The sequence below is a fragment of the Sphingomonas sp. URJC2 genome, assembly GCF_059803575.1.
This window is the reverse complement of sequence record NZ_JAPFGX010000052.1, coordinates 1-17,873: the sequence shown is the minus strand read 5'-3', so window position 1 is coordinate 17,873 and position 17,873 is coordinate 1. Positions and strand designations below refer to the sequence as shown.

Here is a 17,873-nt window from a genome sequence, read left to right as displayed (position 1 = left end):
CCCCCCGGCCGCTGCCCGCCGCCGCCGTGCCGGCGCTGCGCCGCCCCGACAGCGGCGGCGACGACTGGACAAGCTTCTAAGCCATTGCGGGCAGCCGGGCGCGCACCATGGTGGCGGCCCGGCATCGCCATCGGCTAGGAAGGGGGCATGCGCGCCGCCTTGTCCCCCCGCCGCCCGTCACTGGCCATGTTGATCGCCCTGCTGCTCGGCCTGCCCGGCGCGGCCTGTGCGCCGGCTGCGCCCGCCATATCTGCGGACACCCCCTCGCTCCGCATCGTGAGCTGGAATCTCGAACATCTGGCCGCCGCCGACGGGGCCGGCTGCCGCCCGCGCGGTCCGGCCGATTATGCGCTGCTCCGGCGTCATGCCGAGGCGCTTGAGGCCGATGTGATCGCGTTTCAGGAGGTGGAAAATGCCGCCGCTGCCGCGCGCGTGTTCGATCCGGCGCGCTACCATATCGTCATGTCGGGCCGCCCCGACACCGGGCGCGGCGGCGAATGCCGGGACCGGCCGGGGGCCAGCATCCGCCATCAGGATGTCGGGTTTGCGATCCGCCGCACGCTCGCCTTCACCCGCCACCGCGATCTGAAGGCGCTTGGCGTCGGCAATCCCGACCTGCGCTGGGGCGTCGATGTGACGATTGCCGGCGCGCGGCCGATCCGGCTGCTCGCCGTGCACCTGAAATCGGGCTGCGCCGCCGGGCGCGATCCGGCCGACGAGGATTGCCCGGTGCTGTTCGCACAGGGCCGCGCGCTCGAACGCTGGATCGATGCGCGCGCGGCGGCGGGCGAGGATTTCGCCGTGCTCGGCGACTGGAACCGGCGGCTCGCCGATCCGGGCGACGGGTTCCGCACGCTGGTCGATGACGGCCGCCCGGCGGGCGCGGCGCTGACGCTTGCCGCAGGAAACGCCGAGGCGCGCTGCGTCGCCCGCTATCGCCGCTTCATCGACCATATCGCGACCGGCGCGCGCGCGACCGCGCGGGTGGTGCCGGGGTCGTTCGCCGAATATCTCTATGACGGCGACGAGGCGACCCACCCGTCGGATCATTGCCCGGTTTCGGTGCGCATCGCGCGCTGACCGGCGCCGCTCAGCCCCGCTCCAGCGCCGCCAGCATTGCCGAGGCGCCGCGTTCGGCATCGTCGCTGCCCGCCTGAAAAATGCGGAACAGCTCGCGGCCATTGCCCTCGCCAGCCGCCGGGGCGGCGGCGGGCGCGCGGTCGAGCGCCGCCGGGTCGAGCACCTCGATTGTGCCGGCGACCGCATCGAGCCGCACCAGATCGCCATCGGCGAGCCGCGCGACCGGCCCGCCATGCAGCGCTTCGGGATAGAGATGGATCGCCGCCGGCACCTTGCCGCTGGCCCCCGACATGCGCCCGTCGGTGACCAGCGCGACACGGTGGCCGCGATCCTGCAACACGCTCAGCGCCGGGGTCAGCTTGTGCAGCTCGGGCATGCCATTGGCCGCCGGCCCCTGAAACCGCACGACGACCACGACATCACGGTCCAGCTCACCGGCGCGGAACGCCGTCAGCACGTCATTCTGGTCATCGAACACCCGTGCCGGGGCCTCGATGATCCAGCGGTCGGGATCGACCGCGCTCGTCTTGATGACCGCGCGCCCCAGATTGCCGGCCAGCAGCCTCAGCCCGCCGGTCGGCTGGAACGGATCGCTGACCGGGCGCAGCATCGCCGGATCGCGGCTGTCGTCCGGGGCCGCCACCCAGGCCAGATCCTCGCCGTCCAGCACCGGTTCGTGGCGATAGGCGGCCATGCCGTCGGGGGCCACGGTCATGATGTCGCCGTGCAGCAGCCCGGCATCGAGCAGCTCGCGGATGACGAACGGCATCCCGCCGGCCGCCGCGAAATCATTCACATCGCCCGAGCCATTGGGATAGACGCGCGTCAGCAGCGGCACCGCCGCCGACAGGCGCGACAGATCTTCCCAGTCGATCACGATCCCCGCCGCGCGCGCGATTGCCGGCAGATGGATCGCATGGTTGGTCGAACCGCCGGTCGCCATCAGCCCGACCGCGGCATTGACGATCGCCTTTTCATCGATGCACCGCCCGAGCGGCCGGTAATCATCGCCGGCCCAGCCGATTTCGGTCAGCCGGTGGACGGCGGCGCGGGTCAGCTGCTGGCGCAGCCTGGTGCCGGGATGGACAAAGGCGGCATTGGGCACGTGCAGGCCCATCACCTCCATCATCATCTGGTTGGAGTTGGCGGTGCCGTAAAAAGTGCAGGTGCCGGGCGAATGATAGCTTGCCGCCTCGGCCGCGAGCAGTTCCTCGCGCGTCGCCTTACCCTCGGCATAAAGCTGGCGGACGCGCGCCTTTTCCTTATTGGGGATGCCCGACGGCATCTGCCCGCCGGGCACCAGGATCATCGGCAGATGCCCGAACCGCAGCGCGCCGATCAGCAGCCCCGGCACGATCTTGTCACAGATGCCGAGCAGCAGCGCGCCTTCGAACATCGCATGGGTAAGCGCGACCGCCGTGCCCATCGCAATCGCGTCGCGGCTGAACAGCGACAGCTCCATGCCGGTCTGGCCCTGCGTCACACCGTCGCACATCGCCGGCACCCCGCCCGCCACCTGCGCGGTCGCGCCGCGTTCGCGGGCGAAAATCTTGATCTGCTCGGGATAGCGGCCATAGGGCTGATGCGCCGACAGCATGTCGTTATAGGCGGTGACGATGCCGATGTTCATCGCCTGCCCGGCGCGGATGCTGGGCTTGTCCTCCTCGGCCGCGGCAAAACCGTGCGCGAGATTGCCGCAGCTGAGCGAGCCGCGATTGGTGCCGGCGTCGCGCTGGCGGTCGATCAGATCCAGATAGGCCTGACGGGTCTGCCGGCTGCGCGCGACGATGCGCGCGGTGACGGCGGCGATTTCAGGATGAAGGTCAGTCATGCCAGCTGGCTCCGTCGCGTTCGATAAGGGCAATGGCCGCCGACGGCCCCCAGGTGCCGGCGGTATAGGGCCGCGCTTCCTGGCCGGTCGCCGCCCAAGCGCCGTGGATGGAATCGATCCACGCCCAGGCCGCCTCCACCTCGTCGCGGCGCACGAACAGCGTCGGATCGCCTTCGACCAGATCGAGCAGCAGCCGTTCATAGGCGATGCGGCGGCGCTGCCCGGCCGCCTCGGTCGACAGCGACACGTCGAGCGCAACCTCGCGCAGCGCGACCCCGTCCCGGTCCAGCCCCGGCTGCTTGGCCATCACCTGCAGCTGGATATTCTCCTGCGGCTGGATGCGGATGATCATGCGGTTGGCATTGAGCCCCGGTCCCCGGCGGGCGAAGATCGAATGCGGCACCGGGCGGAACTGGATCAGGATTTCCGAATGGCGCTGCGGCATGCGCTTGCCGGTGCGCAGATAGAAGGGCACGCCGGCCCAGCGCCAATTGTCGATATGCGCCTTCAGCGCCACGAAGGTTTCGGTGTTGGACGCAGCGCCCAGCTCCTCGGCATAGCCCTTGACCGGCTGACCGCCGACCGCGCCTGCGCCATATTGGCCGCGCACGCTCTGCTGGCCGACCGTCTCGGGCGTCATGTGGCGCAGCGAGCGCAGCACCTTCACCTTTTCGTCGCGCACGGCGGCCGGCGCCATCGAGGCGGGCGGCTCCATGGCGACGAGCGCGAGCAGCTGGAGCAGATGGTTCTGCACCATGTCCTTGAGCGCGCCGACGCCGTCATAGTAAGAAACCCGGCCTTCCAGCCCGACCGTCTCGGCCACGGTGATCTGCACATGTTCGATGGCGGTCGCGTTCCACAGCGGCTCGAACAGCATGTTGCCAAAGCGCAGGACGAGCAGGTTCTGGACGGTTTCCTTGCCCAGATAATGATCGACGCGGAACACCCGCCGCTCGGGGAACACCGCGTTGACGGCGTCATTGACCTGCTGCGACGAAGCAAGGTCGTGGCCGATTGGCTTTTCCATCGCGATGCGGACATGGTCGCCCGCCAGCCCGGCGTCCGCCAGTCCGCGCGCCATCGGCGCGAACAGCGCCGGCGGGGTCGACAGATAGACCGACACGCCACGTTCCAGCCGGTCGCCGACCAGCGCGCGCAGCCGCGCAAACTGCGCCGGATCGCCCGACACCGCGCAATAGCTCACCCGGTCGAGAAATGCCGCCGCGGCCTCGGCATCGAACCGGTCGGCGGGCAGGAAACGGGCCAGATCGATGCTGGCGCGAAATCCGGCATCGTCCATCTCGCCCCGGCCGGAGGCGATGATCCGCATGTCGGCGGGCAGCAGGCCATCGCGGAACAGATTGTAGAGCGAGGGAAACAGCATCCGGTGCGCAAGATCGCCGGTTGCCCCGAAAAGAATGAGCGTTTGATGAGGGTCTGCCATGCGCGCTCCAAACTGTGCCCGCCGCCCTAGCGTCATCGGCGGCTGAGTGCTCTTATCGGGCATTCGTATTCACCGCCATTGGCGATTGCGCCTGTCCATGCGAAAGACGCGGCAATTTCCGTCAATAAGCGGCGGAACGGCAGGCGGGGAGCGGGACGGGCATGGAGATTGTCGCGGTCGATCTGGGCGGAACCCATGCGCGGTTCGCGGTCGCCACGCTTGACGGCCGCCGGGTCGCGCAGCTTGGCCCCGAAACCGTGATCCGCGCGGCCGAGCATGTCAGCCTGGCAAGCGCGTGGACCGCCTTTGCCGCCGCCCATGGCCGGCCGCTGCCGCGCGCGGCAGCGATTGCGGTCGCCGCCCCCGCCGATGGCGACACGATCAAGATGACCAACAATCCATGGGTCATCCGCCCGGCCGAGCTGCCCGAAAGGCTGGGGATCGACGCGCTGGCGATGGTCAATGATTTCGAGGCGGTGGCCCAGTCGGTCGCCGCCCTTGCGCCCGACCAGCTGGTGCCGCTGTGCGGGCCGGACGGGCCGTTGCCCGCGCGCGGCGTGATCACCGTGCTCGGCCCCGGCACCGGGCTGGGCGTCGCGATGCTGGTGCGCAACGCCGCCGGCGACCATGCGGTCGCGACCGAGGGCGGCCATATGGATTTTGCGCCGCTCGATGCCATTGACGACCAGATCCTCGCGCTGCTGCGTCAGCGCCACCGGCGCGTGTCGGTGGAACGGGTGGTGGCCGGCCCGGCCTTGCCCGACATCTATCAGGCGCTGGCGGCGATCGAGCAGCGCCCGGTCGCGCCGGTCGATGACCGCACGCTGTGGACCCGCGCGCTGGGTGGCAGCGACGATCTGGCGGTGGCCGCGCTCGAACGCTTCTGCATGAGCCTGGGCGCGGTCGCGGGCGACCTGGCGCTGGCGCAGGGGGCAAGCGCGGTGGTGGTGGCGGGCGGGCTGGGGCTGAGGCTGGCGGCGCATCTGCCGCGTTCGGGCTTTCGCGACCGCTTCGTCGCCAAGGGCCGGTTCGAGGCGCGGATGGCGGCGCTGCCGGTCCGCATCGTCACCCATCCCCAGCCCGGCCTGCTGGGTGCCGCCGCCGCCTTTGCCGCCCGCCAGAACGGCTGAACACCCGCCGCCGCGCCCCAACGCCCGCCCCGGCGAAACGGGGGTCGCCAGCCTCCCGAATCCGGGTTAGGTTCGGATAGAAAACTGATCGCGCGGCAACACAGCCCAGACAAAATGCCGGCCAGCAAGGCCGGGCGCGGCGGGTGAGGAGGCGGAGCGATGGGCGTGGAACCGGCAGACATAAGGGCGGCGGGCGATGACGGCATCGAACGGGTCGATGTGCTCGTCGTCGGCGCGGGCATTTCGGGCATCGGCGCGGGCTGGCACCTCCAGACCATGTGCCCGGACAAATCCTATCTGATCCTTGAAGGGCGCGACGATCTGGGCGGCACCTGGGATCTGTTCCGCTATCCGGGCATCCGGTCCGATTCCGACATGCACACGCTCGGCTATTCGTTCCGGCCCTGGGAACAGGCCAAGGCGATTGCTGACGGGCCGTCGATCAAGGCCTATCTGCGCGACACCGCGCGCGACCATGGCATCGACCGGCACATCCGCTACCGCCACAAGGTGATCAGCGCCGACTGGTCATCGGCCAGTGCGACCTGGACGGTCGAGGCCGAGATCGGGCCGGACCGGGTGCGCAAGCGCTTTGCCTGCCGCTTCCTGTTCATGTGTTCGGGCTATTACCGCTATGACGCCGGCTATACGCCGGACTTTGCCGGGCGGGACGATTTCGCCGGGCGCATCGTCCATCCGCAGCACTGGCCGGACGATCTGGATTATGCCGGCAAGCGGGTGATCGTGATCGGCAGCGGCGCGACGGCGGTGACATTGGTGCCCGAAATGGCGCGCACCGCCGGCCATGTGACGATGCTCCAGCGTTCGCCCACCTATATGGTGACGCGCCCGGCCGAGGACCGCGTCGCCAATGCGCTGCGCGCGCTGCTGCCGTCGCGGCTCGCTTATGCGATCACGCGCTGGAAAAACGTCCTGTTCGGGCTGTATTTCTACTCCAAGACGCGGCGCGACCCGCAGGCGGTCAACACATGGGTGCTCGACCGGGTGCGCGCCGAACTGCCGCCGGGTTATGACATGGAGACGCATTTCACCCCGCGCTACAATGTCTGGGACCAGCGACTGTGCCTGGTGCCCGACAGCGATCTGTTCGCCGCGATCCGCGCCGGCACCGCCTCGGTCGAAACGGGGCGGATCGACCGGTTCACCAAGGGGGGCATTTTGCTGGAGGACGGGCGCGAGCTGCCCGCCGACATCATCGTCACCGCAACCGGGCTCAACATGCAGCTGCTGGCGGGCGTCGCCTTCACCGTCGACGGCAGCCCGCGCGACATCGCCCAGACCGTCAGCTACAAGGCGATGATGTATAGCGGGATCCCCAATCTCGCATCGTCCTTCGGCTACACCAATGCGTCATGGACGCTGAAATCCGACCTGACCTGCGCCTATGTGTGCCGGCTGCTCAACCATATGGACCGGACGGGAACGCAGATCGCGACCCCGGTGCTGAACGATCCCGAGGTCGAGGCGATGCCCTGGCTCGATTTCAGCTCGGGCTATGTGCAGCGGGCGATCGCGCACCTGCCGCGCCAGGGATCGAAACGCCCCTGGCGGGTCCACCAGAATTACGCGCTCGACCTGATGGACCTGAGGTTCGGCAAGGTCGATGACGGGGCGATGACCTTTACCCGCAAGGGCGAAAAGCTGCCGGAGGCACCCCGGCAGCTTCAAGCGGCGGAATAGGCCCCGGTCAGCGGCACTGCGCGTCGCGCCCGCGCTCGACCGCGCGGCCGGCCAGCGCGCCCGCCCCGCCGCCAAGAATGGTGCCGACCGCGCTGCGGCGGCCGCCATCGATGGCGCGGCCCAGCAGCGCCCCGGCCACGCCGCCGATGATCGTGCCGGTGGTCCCGTCCGGCCGGCGGCACTGCACCTCGCCATTCGGCCCGGCCCAGGTCGGCCCGTCATAGGCGGCGCTGCGCGCGCGGTTGCGGTCGAACCGGGCGCGGGCCTGATCATAGGCCAGCCGCTCGCGCTCCAGCGCGTCGCGTTCGCGCTCGAACCGGGCCTGGGCATCGTCCCAGCGCCGCTGCGCCTCGTCCATCTCGGCATAATCGTCGGTCGCCCAGCGGCTGTCGGCCTGAACCGGCTGCGCTGCGGCGGCAGTGGCAGCAATGGGTGCCAGCAACGCCAGCGCCAGCGCCATGCGGGTGATCGTCATCCTGCCCGTTCCTCCTGCTCGCGGATGCAAGGCGGACAGCATAAGCCGCCGTCGCTGAACGCCCGGCAACGGGCGCGGATCAGCGGCAGCTCGACCCGCGCTCGATCGCCCGGCCGGCCAGTGCGCCCGCCGCACCGCCCAGGATCGTGCCGAGCGCGCGGTTGCGCCCGCCATCGATCGCCCGGCCAAGCAGCGCCCCGCCCGCGCCGCCGATCAGCAGGCCGGTGGTGCCATCGGGCCGGCGGCAATAGGTGCGGCCGTCATCGCCGCGCCAGGTCTGGCCGGCATAGCCGCCGGCATAGCGGTCATCGACCGGGCGGCGGGTATAGCGGTCGCGCAGCACGCCGCGCCGGTCGCGGTAGAGCTGGGCCTCGTCGACATAGAGCAGCCGGCCACCCGGATCGCGCCACATCCCGTCCCGGTCGCGGCGATAGCCGAAACGCTCGGCCCGGCGCAGATTGACGATGCGGCCCTGCCGGTCGCGCAGATTGCCGCTGCCGTCGACGCCGAACCGGGCATCGCCGCGCGCATCATATTGGGCGGGCACGAACGCGGCACCGGCGGGCTGCATATCGGCAGCGAGCGGAGCGGCAAGCGCAAGAGCGGCGACAAGAATCATGATGCGTCTCCCGTGATCAGGCCGGAGAAACGGCCGGCAGCGCAGCGCGGTTGCATGAACATGGCACAACCGCCGGGGCCGCATCGCCGCCGGCCCCGCGCAAGGCTGACCGTCAGCCGGCGATCCGCCCGCCCGCGACCCCGAAATGGCCGGTGCCGGCAGGCGCATCGGCGAACAGCGCCGGTTCGGTGCCGGTCATCCAGACCTGCCCGCCGCCGGCCGCCAGCCGCGCGAACAGCGCCGCCCGCCGGCGCGGATCGAGATGCGCCGCCACTTCGTCGAGCAGCAGCAGCGGCCGCCGGCCGGCGCGCGCCGCAACCAGATCGGCATGGGCGAGCACCAGCGCCAGCAGCAGCGCCTTCTGCTCCCCGGTCGAACAGCGCGCGGCGGGCTGCGCCTTGCCGGCATGGACGACATCCAGATCCTGGCGGTGCGGGCCTTCGGTCGCGCGCCCGGCAGCGGCGTCGCGCGCGCGCCCCCGCGCGAGCACCGCCTGAAACGCCGCCGGCCCTTCGGGCGGCACCCAGCCGGAGAGCGCAACCCCGGCGCGCGGCAGCGGATCGTCGGCAGGTCCCGGCACGGCCAGCTGCTCGGCCAGCGCCGCCACCGTGCGCGCCCGCCCGCTGGCCAGCGCATGGCCGGCCTCGGCCATCTGCGCCTCGATCCCCGCCAGCCACGCCGGGTCGGGCGGGCCATCGGCGGCGAGCAGCCGGTTGCGCTCGCGCATCGCCGCTTCATAGCGGCTGGCATGGACGGCATGGCCCGGCTCCAGCGCCAGCACCAGCCGGTCGAGAAAGCGGCGGCGGCCACTCGCCGCATCGACGAACAGCCGGTCCATCGCCGGGGTGATCCACAGCACCGCCAGCCATTCGGCAAGCGCGGCGGCGGGCACGGACGCGCCGTTGATCCGCACCAGCCGCCGTTCGGGTGCCGACGCGGCCGTGCCGGTGCCCAGCCGCACCTCGGCCCCATCGGGCGCGGCAAGGCTGGCGGACACCGCAAAGCCGCCCGCCCCGTCGCTGCGCGCCATGTCGCCAAGCGCCGCCCCGCGCAGCCCGCGCCCCGGCGCCAGCATCGACACGGCCTCGAGGATGTTGGTCTTGCCCGCGCCATTCTCGCCGGTCAGCACGACCAGCCCCGGCCCCGGCACCATGGCCGCCGCGCCATAGGAACGGAAATCGGTGAGTTCGAGCCGGGTGAGCATCACCCGATGCCCTAAACCATTTTCACGCCGGGTCGACCCATCCGGCAGCGCGATTGAGCCGGAACGGGCATCGTGCGTTACCCATCCGTCACAGCCGGAGAACCGCCGATGCGCCCCGTTTTCGCCGCCGCGATGCTCGCGCTTTGCAGCCTGCCTGCTCCCGCCGCCATTGCAGCCCGCCCCCAGGCCAGCGATCCGCCGCGGACCACGCCCACCACCGAACAGGTGATCGGCGACATCGCCACGACGCCGCTTCAGGACGCCAATCTGAAAAAGCGGGAGATTCCGGAGATTCTCGAACAGGCGGCGACCGGCCCCTATGACCGCCGCGCCACAGGCTCATGCCGCAGCATCGCGGCCGAGCTTGCCGCCCTCGATGCCGCGCTCGGCCCGGATTTCGATGCCGGGGCGGATGAGCGGGGCGGCGGTGTCGGCCGCAAGGCGGCGGGCGTGGCACGCGGCGTGGTCGCCGGCCTGATCCCGTTCCGCGGCGTGATCCGCGAGGTCAGCGGCGCGGCCGGCGCGGCCCGCCGTCACGAACAGGCCATCGACGCGGGGATCGCGCGGCGCGGCTATCTGCGCGGACTGGCCATGGCGCGTCGCTGCCGCCGGGGGAACGGCTGACGGGGGGACGGCCAACGGGGGCCGCCGCCGCCCAATCAGACGCGCATCGGCATCAGCACATAAAGCGCTTCGGACCGGTCATGCTCGCGGATCAGCGTCGGCGCGGCGGCATCGGCCAGATGCACCTCGACCATATCGCCGTCGATCTGGTGGAGAATGTCCATCAGATAGCGGGCATTGAAGCCGATTTCGAATGGCTGCGCCGAATAGTCGCCGGGCACTTCCTCGGCCGCCGTGCCGTTTTCCGGGCTGGTCACCGACAGCACGACGCGGTCGCGTTCCAGCGCCATCTTGACCGCGCGGGTCTTGTCGCTGGCGATGGTCGAGACGCGGTCGACGCCGTCCATCAGGCTCTTGGGATCGAGCTTCAGCATCTTGTCATTGCCGGTCGGGATGACGCGCGAATAATCGGGGAAGGTGCCGTCGATCAGCTTCGACGTCAGCACCGCACCGCCCAGATCGAACCGGATCTTGGTCGCCGACAGCGACACGCCGACATGGCCGTCGACCTCGTCGATCAGCTTGCGCAGTTCGGCGACGCATTTGCGCGGCACGATCACGTCTGGCATCCCCTCCGCCCCGGCCGGGCGGTCGACCGTCACCCGCGCCAGCCGGTGGCCGTCGGTCGCCGCAGCCTTGAGCACCGGCACCGGATCGTCGGCGACGTGCAGGAAAATGCCGTTCAGATAATAGCGCGTCTCTTCGGTCGAGATCGCGAACCGGGTCTTGTCGATGATCTGGCGCAGCGCCGCCGCCGGCAGTTCGAACCGGGTCGGCAGCTCACCCTCGGCGATGATCGGAAAATCGTCGCGCGGCAGCGTCGACAGGTTGAACCGCGCGCGCCCGGCATGGATCGCCATCTTGCCTTCCGCCGCCGACAGCTCGACCTGCGCGCCCTCGGGCAGCTTGCGGACGATGTCGAACAAGGTGTGCGCGGGCACCGTCGTCGCCCCGCCCTGATCGACCGCGGCATCGATCGTCTCGACGATCTGCAGATCAAGATCGGTCGCCATCAGCCTCAGCCCGCCGGCCCCGGCCTCGATGAGCACGTTCGACAGGATCGGGATGGTGTTGCGGCGCTCGACCACCGATTGAACATGGGCGAGGCCCCGCAAGAGCGTCGCACGTTCGATCGTCGCTTTCATGAACCCGTCCCTTGGCCCTGCCGGCCCCACTTGATCGACCCAGAAACGCCGTCGCCCAGCGGGCAGCGGCGCATCGCGCTTCATGAACAGAAAAAGGGGCCGGAGCAAGCGCTCCGACCCCGGTTTTCCACAGTCCGGTCATGCCGGACCGTGCGTTTCGGCTGAACGCCGCCCTCAGAAGCGGACGCCGAGGCCGCCCAGCACCTGATGCCGCTCGAACCCGCCTTCATAGTTGGAATAGCGATATTCGGCCTTGGCATAGAGGTTGGAGCCGAGCTTCTGCTCGACACCCGCGCCCACGCGCACCCCGTCCAGATTGTCGCTGAGGCGGAAATTCGCCGCCGGCGTCACCGGATTGGTGTAGTCGAGGCCGACCCGGGCGTTGGTGTAGCCGGCCTTGGCATAGAGCAGCGTCGACGGGGCGACGGCAACGCCCACCCGGCCGCCGACATAAAGGTCGCGGCGGGCGCTGGCGCAGATCCGGTCGGTCGCGATGACGAAGCCGGCTTCGCAGCCATCGGTGTTGCTGTCGGCATATTCGGCCTCGAGGCCGAGGATCGCGCGGCCAGCCTTGAAGTCATAGCCGGCACCGATGCCATAGGCCAGGCCGTCGCGGCCGCCGCCGGCACCCTGCAGCCGGTCATAACCGACCAGAGCTTCGACGCGCGGGCCGACAAAGGCGGCGCTGTCCTGCGCCATGGCCGGGGTCGCCGCGGCGGCAGCAAAAGCAACGGCGGTGAAAAACGTCTTCATGATAAAACTCCACTCATGTCATCGCCGCGGCCGGACAGGTTGGGGAGCGATCCGGCGCCGCGGCCCGGCCTCAATGCGCGGGTCCACCTGAACGGCGCACAACGGTACATGAACGTCACATTACAGTCGCAAAGCGTTGCATTTCTGCAACATGGCCCGCCGCGACCGGCCCGCTTGCCGTCCCGCCGCGCGCGGGATAGGATTATGCCCAAGCACCGGCGGGTCTGTCCCGGGCCGGAGAATGACGGATTTGACGGCAGCATGGCCAAGTCTTCGCCGCTGCCGATGCGGCCCGCGCCCCGGGCCCGATCGGCGCCCACAGCCCCGGCGATCTTCGCCCCGCAGCGCCGCGTCTATGGCGCGCTTGACCTTGGCACCAACAATTGCCGGCTGCTCATCGCCCGCCCCGCCGCCGACGGCTTCGTGATCGTCGATGCGTTTTCGCGCATCGTGCGGCTGGGCGAAGGGCTGGCGTCGAGCGGGCGGCTGAGCGAGGCGGCGATGGACCGCGCGGTGGCGGCGCTGCGCATCTGTTCGGACAAGCTGAGGCGGCGTCACGTCCATCTGGCGCGCTCGGTCGCGACCGAGGCATGCCGGCGCGCCGAAAACGGCCCGGCCTTTATCGAGCGTGTCCGCCGCGAAACCGGCATCGCCATCGACATCATCACCGCCGAGGAAGAAGCGCGGCTTGCGGTCATGGGCTGCCATGTGCTGCTGGAGGCGGGCGACGGCCCGGCGCTGATCTTCGACATCGGCGGCGGATCGACCGAGCTGGTGCTGATCGACACCAGCGGCCCCGCGCCGCGCACGCTCGACTGGTATTCGGCCCCCTGGGGCGTCGTGTCGCTGACCGAGGTCGAGCCGGTGGATCTCAGCTGCCCGGTCGACCGCGCCGACAGCTATCGCCGGATGCGCGCGCGAGTGGCGGACAGTTTCGCCGGCTTTGCCGCGCGCCTGCCCTCGGGCGCGGCGGCGGGCCTCAGGCTGCTGGGCACCAGCGGCACGGTGACGACGCTGGCCAGCGTCCATCTCGGCCTGCCCAGCTATGACCGCAGCGCCGTGGACGGGCTGGTCGTGCCCGCCGCCGCGATGCGCGCGGTGTCCCAGATGCTTGCCCATATGTCCTATGAAGAACGCATCGCCCTGCCCTGCATCGGCACCGAACGCGCCGATCTGGTCGTCGCCGGCTGCGCGATCCTTGAGGCGATTCTCGACATTTTCCCGGCCGAACGGCTGGGCGTCGCGGATCGCGGGATCCGCGAAGGCATTTTGCGCAGCCTGATGGCGCGCGACGGGCATCCGGCATGAGGGGCGGCGGCCGGCAGCGGGTCAGGACCGCGCGCAACCGCACCGCCGCGTCGACGCGCTGGCTGGAGCGGCAGCTCAACGATCCCTATGTGCGCCGCGCCAAGGCGGAAGGCTATCGCAGCCGTGCAGCCTATAAGCTGCTGGAGCTGGACGAGAAATTCGGCCTGCTCAAAGGCGCGCGGCGGATCGTCGATCTGGGCGTGGCGCCGGGCGGCTGGGCGCAGGTGGCGCGCAAGCGTGTGCCCGCGGCCAATGTGGTCGGGATCGATCTGCTGCCGACCGATCCGATCGACGGCGTCACCCTGTTCCAGATGGATTTCACCGCCGAGGATGCGCCCGAACGGCTGCGCGACGCGCTGGGCGGGCCGGCCGATCTCGTCATGTCGGACATGGCGGCGAACACCGTCGGCCATGCCCAGACCGATCATCTGCGGACGATGGCGCTGGTCGAGGCGGCGGCCTGGTTCGCGATCGAAACGCTGCGCCCCGGCGGCGGCTTCATCGCCAAGGTGCTGGCCGGCGGGGCCGACAATGATCTGGTCGCGCTGCTGAAACGGGAATTCACGACCGTGAAGCACGCCAAGCCCCCGGCGAGCCGCAAGGAATCCTCCGAATGGTATGTGATCGCCCAGGGCTTCAAGGGCCGGGCGGACGACACGCCGCCGGCAGACGACTGACCGGGGCGGGCAGTATAGCTGACGGAACAGGCGGGGCGCGATGACGGCTGGTGCAGGGCACGACACGGATCATGCGACACCCAATCTGCCGTCGCGCGACTTTGGCAGCTGCCTGCGCTTCGCCGATGCGTCTGGCCTGTTCGACAACCTTGTTGCAGCCGGAATCGCCGAGAAGACAATGGGATGGCCGCGCGCGCGACGCCGACGCGCCAGGACTGGGGCGGGCTGGTCGGCGCGCTGATCGATCTCGACAGATCACTGCTGCGCATCATTCAGGAAGACGCCTGAGGCGGCCATCGGCGGCGCAAGTAAAGTGCGCATGCCCGGGAAACTCTCGCTACCCCTCGAACAGACGTGCTGGCGCGCGCCTCTGATTTGCCGGCTTTTCCGAGCCGCCGGATGGCTCTGATCGGCGCAAAAGCTATCCGGAGCCGTTTGCTGACTCAGCGCGGTCCTTGATGATTGCCAGAACGTTGCTTTCAATATCGCCCAGCAGGATTTCACCCCATAATTGGGCATAAAGATTGACATGAGTCTTGGCGATATAGACGGTCCGCAGCGTGAGCCGGGTGGTACCGTCGTGCAACGGCGTCAGCGTGTAATCGCCCCTATCAATCTTCAGGAACTGTCCGTCGGGTGAGATGTGCCTGTCGGTATAGTTCTGAAGTGAGTTGTTGCGAAATGCAAAGGACCAGCCGAGCCGTCGGCCGGGCTGCCAATCGGTGATCCTCTCTTCGAAATTGATGTGATCGCCCCAAAAGGCTGTGCGCACAGCGCCCACACCCTGCCCGCGCATCATGGTCGCCCGTGGCCGCGGGATGCCGACAATGTTCTGCGTGAAATTCCACTGGCCCTCATCGGGTCTAATGTGCGTATTGGCCAGCGTGTAGGGCCATATTTGAGCCGGCGAGGCGTTAATCACAATGGATCGCGTGAGCGTCACCTGCTTTTCGGTGATCGGAATCTGACTTTCCAAGCTGCCGAACATCAGCGGCAAGAACAGCAATGATGCGTGGAACCGTGCGGGATCCGTCCGCCCGTTCCGCACGCGCCGCAAGATGAAGGCACCGGCATAGCCAGCGCACAGCCATATCGGGGCCACCATGATAACGCAAATGACCCCTTCGCGTAGGAATACCACCGAGCCGGCGATTACAAGCGCTACCAATATCAACGGAACAGACCAGTAAAATGATAAGGGCTTGTCGCCCAATGGATCGCCCACATAGCAAATGAGCGCGCAGAGATAGGCCGGCAACACAGCAAGAAACCAGAAGCTGGCAAAGGCTGCGCTCCCGTCTTTCAAATCAGTGATCAGCACGTAAGCGCTGAGCGCGATGAACAGGGCGAGGGTCATGCCGGCAATGACACGCCCGCGGAGCAAATCAGGCCTGTTCATCACACCACCCTTCCGACAATCCCAGTGCCCAACACCCAGCACCTATCGTGCCAGCCGAACAGTCGGGCGCGATTGCGCGCGACGTTGCGACAGTATGGATCAAACATTTTTTCCACAATCAGACCGTCGCGTGCCAAACACATGGTTTAACGCGCCGGCCCCGTGACATCGCGGCGCCAGACTTCGTCAAGCCCGTCATCCAGCACGGCGCGAAGGCGATCAGATTGCAGCCGGAGCATTTTCGAGCCGCCGGGCGAACAGGCCCGTCGACGATGCTCCAAAACCAGAACTCAGCCCGGCCTGGCCGCCGGTTGCGTGCGGGCGGCGCGGGCGTCGGTGATGGCTTTCTTGAGTGCCGCATAGCCGACCGCGCCCGACAGCGTCTGGTCGCCGACCACCCAGGCCGGGGTGCCGGTGACGCCGAGGCTGCGGGCCAGTTCGATGTTGCGCGACAGCTCCGCCGTGACCGCCGGGGTCGCGCCGACGCGGGCGAGATCGGCGGGATCAAGCCCCGCCGCGCGCGCCGCCGCCGCGATCGTGGCGCTGTCGGGCCGGCCGGCGGCATAGAGCGCGTCATGGAAGCGCGCATAACGGCCGCGGACCGCAGCGCCCAGGCTGGCGCGCGCACCGGCCTCGCTGCCGGGGCTGAGGATCGGCAGCTCGCGGAACACGACCCGCAGCTTCGGGTCCTCGCGCACCAGCCGCTGGATGTCGGGCAGGCTGGCGCGGCAGAAGCCGCAGGCATAATCGAAGAATTGGACCAGCGTGACATCGGGCCGCTCCGCGCCGATCCACGCCCCCGCAAACGGGGCCTCGAGCGCGCGGCGATTGCCCGCGATCCGCCCCGCCGCCTCCTTGGCGCGCAGCCGCTCCATCGCCTCGGGAATCACCTCGGGATGGGCGAGCAGATAGTCGCGCACCGCCTCGCCGCCCTGCGCCGGCAGGATCAGGCTGGTGGCCAACGCCGTCACCGCGGACGAGGCAAGGGCGATCCCGGCATAAAGCGGCCAGCGGCTCATCGGCGGCGTTTCTCCTGTTCGGCGGCGGTGCGCGCCACCATTTCAATGTCCTGCGCGCGCAGATAATCGGGCGAGCCTTGCGGAATCCCTGCCAGGGCGGTGCGCGCGCTCATCAGCGCCAGGCGCGGCTGGCCCTCCAGATTGAAGCGTTCGGCGCTGGCGAGCGCGGCGCGCGCGACATCGCCGCGCTGGCCATAGATCACGCCCAGCTGATACCAGGCAAAGGGATTGTCCTTGTCCTTGGCCAGCGCCGCGCGCAGCACCCGTTCGGCCTCCGGATGGTTGCGGTCATCCTCGGTCGCGACGAGCGCATGGCCGAACATCGAGGCGATGAGCGGGTTGAACTGGGTCAGCTGCACCGCCTCGCGCAGCGCCGGCAGCGCCTCGCGCGGGCGGCCCGATTCGAGCAGCACCTGCCCCTTCAGCTCAAGGAAATAGGGATCGTGCGGCGCGGTGGCGAGCAGCGCGTCGATCTCCGCCAGCGCCTGATCAGGATAGGCGGTGCGATGCCAGGCATAAGCGCGCGCGTAGCGGGCGGGGATGCTGCGGTCGGTCTCGGGATATTCGCGCAGCACCTGGGGCGGATCGAGCGCATAGCCCTTGAGCTTGGCCTTGATGCGCTGGAACCGCGCCTCGATCGCCGGGTCGGTCGGCGTATCCCAGGCGGGCGCCCCCTGGAGCACATCGGTCAGCACGGTCACGCGCTCGCGGCTGAGCGGATGGGTGCGATCATAGCTGTCGGTCGCCCGGATGCCGAGGCGATATTCCTGATTCTGCAGCTTTTTGAAGAAATCGATCAGCCCGCGCCCGCTGATCCCGGCGGCATTCAGATAGCGCGCGGCAGCGGCATCGGCGCTCGATTCCTGCGTGCGGGTAAAGGCAAGGAACTTGCCCATCGCCGCCTGCTGGCCGGCGGCGAAAATGCCCGCTCCGGCCTCGCCCGCGCCGGCCGCAATCGCCGCTGCACCCAGCAGCAGCGACAGCAGCATGATGCCGGTCGCCGCCTTCGCGCCTTCGGAGAAGCGGACGATATGGCCGCCCTCGATATGGCCGATTTCATGGGCGATCACGCCCTGCACCTGATTGGCATTGTCGGCCGAGGTGATCAGGCCCGAATGCATATAGACGATCTGGCCGCCCGCCACGAAGGCGTTGATGCTGCCATCAAGGATCATCACGATCTGCACGTTGCGCGGTTGCAGCCCGGCAGCGACGATCAGCTCGCGCGACATGTCGAGCATCAGCGCCTCGGTCTCAGCATCGCGCACGATCGACTGGGCAAGCGCCGGACGCGCCGTCACCGCCAGGGACAGGGTGAGCGCAAGAACGAGGCGGAACAAACGGGTCAGCGCGGCGGGCATCGCTCCGCCCTTCCGCTCATGTGACTGAACCGGCGATGAGCCGCGCCGATGGCGGCAATGGTGGCAGCGGTCGGCGCGTCGTTGAACAGCACGCCGCCGCCGC

The 17,873-nt window shown here is 69.2% G+C and carries 16 protein-coding genes and 1 pseudogene; 7 read left to right on the top strand and 10 right to left on the bottom strand.

The genetic code is table 11. The features are described 5' to 3' along the window. Positions 1-186: 186 nt before the first annotated feature. Complete coding sequence (locus OPU66_RS13790) at positions 187-1,080, top strand: endonuclease/exonuclease/phosphatase family protein (protein WP_498554241.1); 894 nt, start codon at positions 187-189, stop codon at positions 1,078-1,080. A gap of 10 nt (positions 1,081-1,090) precedes the next feature. Here the strand turns inward: OPU66_RS13790 and edd are convergent, their stop codons facing one another. Both edd and zwf read right to left on the bottom strand, forming a co-directional pair. Next, positions 1,091-2,911, bottom strand: coding sequence for a phosphogluconate dehydratase (edd, locus tag OPU66_RS13785; RefSeq protein ID WP_498554240.1), 1,821 nt, complete (start codon positions 2,909-2,911; stop codon positions 1,091-1,093). Continuing rightward, positions 2,904-4,355 carry a glucose-6-phosphate dehydrogenase gene (gene zwf, locus OPU66_RS13780; RefSeq protein ID WP_498554239.1) on the bottom strand — a complete coding sequence of 484 codons (1,452 nt, stop codon included), beginning with the start codon at positions 4,353-4,355 and terminating at the stop codon, positions 2,904-2,906. The genes edd and zwf overlap by 8 nt, the downstream gene beginning before the upstream one ends. A gap of 161 nt (positions 4,356-4,516) precedes the next feature. On the opposite strand from zwf, the gene OPU66_RS13775 reads away from it, so the two are divergent. Both OPU66_RS13775 and OPU66_RS13770 read left to right on the top strand, forming a co-directional pair. Beyond that, positions 4,517-5,485, top strand: a complete 969-nt coding sequence (locus OPU66_RS13775; RefSeq protein ID WP_498554238.1) for a glucokinase — start codon at positions 4,517-4,519, stop codon at positions 5,483-5,485. Positions 5,486-5,644: 159 nt separating this feature from the next. Beyond that, complete coding sequence (locus OPU66_RS13770; RefSeq protein ID WP_498554237.1) at positions 5,645-7,186, top strand: flavin-containing monooxygenase; 1,542 nt, start codon at positions 5,645-5,647, stop codon at positions 7,184-7,186. 7 nt (positions 7,187-7,193) lie between these two features. On the opposite strand, the gene OPU66_RS13765 is transcribed toward OPU66_RS13770, so the two are convergent. The 3 genes from OPU66_RS13765 to recF form a co-directional block, all read right to left on the bottom strand. Beyond that, positions 7,194-7,661, bottom strand: coding sequence for a glycine zipper 2TM domain-containing protein (locus OPU66_RS13765; RefSeq protein ID WP_498554236.1), 468 nt, complete (start codon positions 7,659-7,661; stop codon positions 7,194-7,196). 79 nt (positions 7,662-7,740) lie between these two features. Then, on the bottom strand, positions 7,741-8,280 hold the full coding sequence (locus OPU66_RS13760) for a glycine zipper 2TM domain-containing protein (RefSeq protein WP_498554235.1): 540 nt from the start codon (positions 8,278-8,280) through the stop codon (positions 7,741-7,743). Between the two features lie 112 nt (positions 8,281-8,392). Beyond that, complete coding sequence (recF, locus tag OPU66_RS13755; protein WP_498554234.1) at positions 8,393-9,484, bottom strand: DNA replication/repair protein RecF; 1,092 nt, start codon at positions 9,482-9,484, stop codon at positions 8,393-8,395. A gap of 108 nt (positions 9,485-9,592) precedes the next feature. On the opposite strand from recF, the gene OPU66_RS13750 reads away from it, so the two are divergent. Next, positions 9,593-10,108 (top strand): hypothetical protein, encoded by a 516-nt coding sequence (locus OPU66_RS13750; RefSeq protein ID WP_498554233.1) that lies wholly within the window; start codon positions 9,593-9,595, stop codon positions 10,106-10,108. 35 nt (positions 10,109-10,143) lie between these two features. Here the strand turns inward: OPU66_RS13750 and dnaN are convergent, their stop codons facing one another. Both dnaN and OPU66_RS13740 read right to left on the bottom strand, forming a co-directional pair. Beyond that, the gene (gene dnaN / locus OPU66_RS13745) at positions 10,144-11,253 is read right to left on the bottom strand and encodes a DNA polymerase III subunit beta (RefSeq protein ID WP_498554232.1); all 1,110 of its coding nucleotides are present in this window, start codon (positions 11,251-11,253) and stop codon (positions 10,144-10,146) included. 174 nt (positions 11,254-11,427) lie between these two features. Beyond that, positions 11,428-12,006 carry an outer membrane protein gene (locus OPU66_RS13740; RefSeq protein WP_498554231.1) on the bottom strand — a complete coding sequence of 193 codons (579 nt, stop codon included), beginning with the start codon at positions 12,004-12,006 and terminating at the stop codon, positions 11,428-11,430. A 204-nt stretch (positions 12,007-12,210) separates the two neighbouring features. Here OPU66_RS13740 and OPU66_RS13735 point away from each other — a divergent pair, with 204 nt between their 5' ends. The 3 genes and pseudogenes from OPU66_RS13735 to OPU66_RS13725 all read left to right on the top strand — a co-directional run bounded on the left by OPU66_RS13735 (position 12,211) and on the right by OPU66_RS13725 (position 14,279). Continuing rightward, positions 12,211-13,314, top strand: a complete 1,104-nt coding sequence (locus OPU66_RS13735) for a Ppx/GppA phosphatase family protein (RefSeq protein ID WP_498554230.1) — start codon at positions 12,211-12,213, stop codon at positions 13,312-13,314. After that, a complete protein-coding gene (locus OPU66_RS13730) occupies positions 13,311-13,991 on the top strand; it encodes an RlmE family RNA methyltransferase (protein WP_498554229.1) in 681 nt (226 codons plus the stop codon). Before OPU66_RS13735 ends, OPU66_RS13730 begins: the two co-directional genes overlap by 4 nt. Before the next feature lie 40 nt (positions 13,992-14,031). Beyond that, positions 14,032-14,279: pseudogene (locus tag OPU66_RS13725) on the top strand (VOC family protein). Positions 14,280-14,412: 133 nt separating this feature from the next. Here OPU66_RS13725 and OPU66_RS13720 read toward each other — a convergent pair. The 3 genes from OPU66_RS13720 to OPU66_RS13710 form a co-directional block, all read right to left on the bottom strand. Continuing rightward, the gene (locus OPU66_RS13720) at positions 14,413-15,390 is read right to left on the bottom strand and encodes an SRPBCC family protein (protein WP_498554228.1); all 978 of its coding nucleotides are present in this window, start codon (positions 15,388-15,390) and stop codon (positions 14,413-14,415) included. A gap of 290 nt (positions 15,391-15,680) precedes the next feature. Then, positions 15,681-16,409, bottom strand: a complete 729-nt coding sequence (locus OPU66_RS13715) for a DsbA family protein (RefSeq protein ID WP_498554227.1) — start codon at positions 16,407-16,409, stop codon at positions 15,681-15,683. Next, a complete protein-coding gene (locus OPU66_RS13710; protein ID WP_498554226.1) occupies positions 16,406-17,770 on the bottom strand; it encodes a M48 family metalloprotease in 1,365 nt (454 codons plus the stop codon). The genes OPU66_RS13715 and OPU66_RS13710 overlap by 4 nt, the downstream gene beginning before the upstream one ends. Positions 17,771-17,873: the final 103 nt, after the last annotated feature.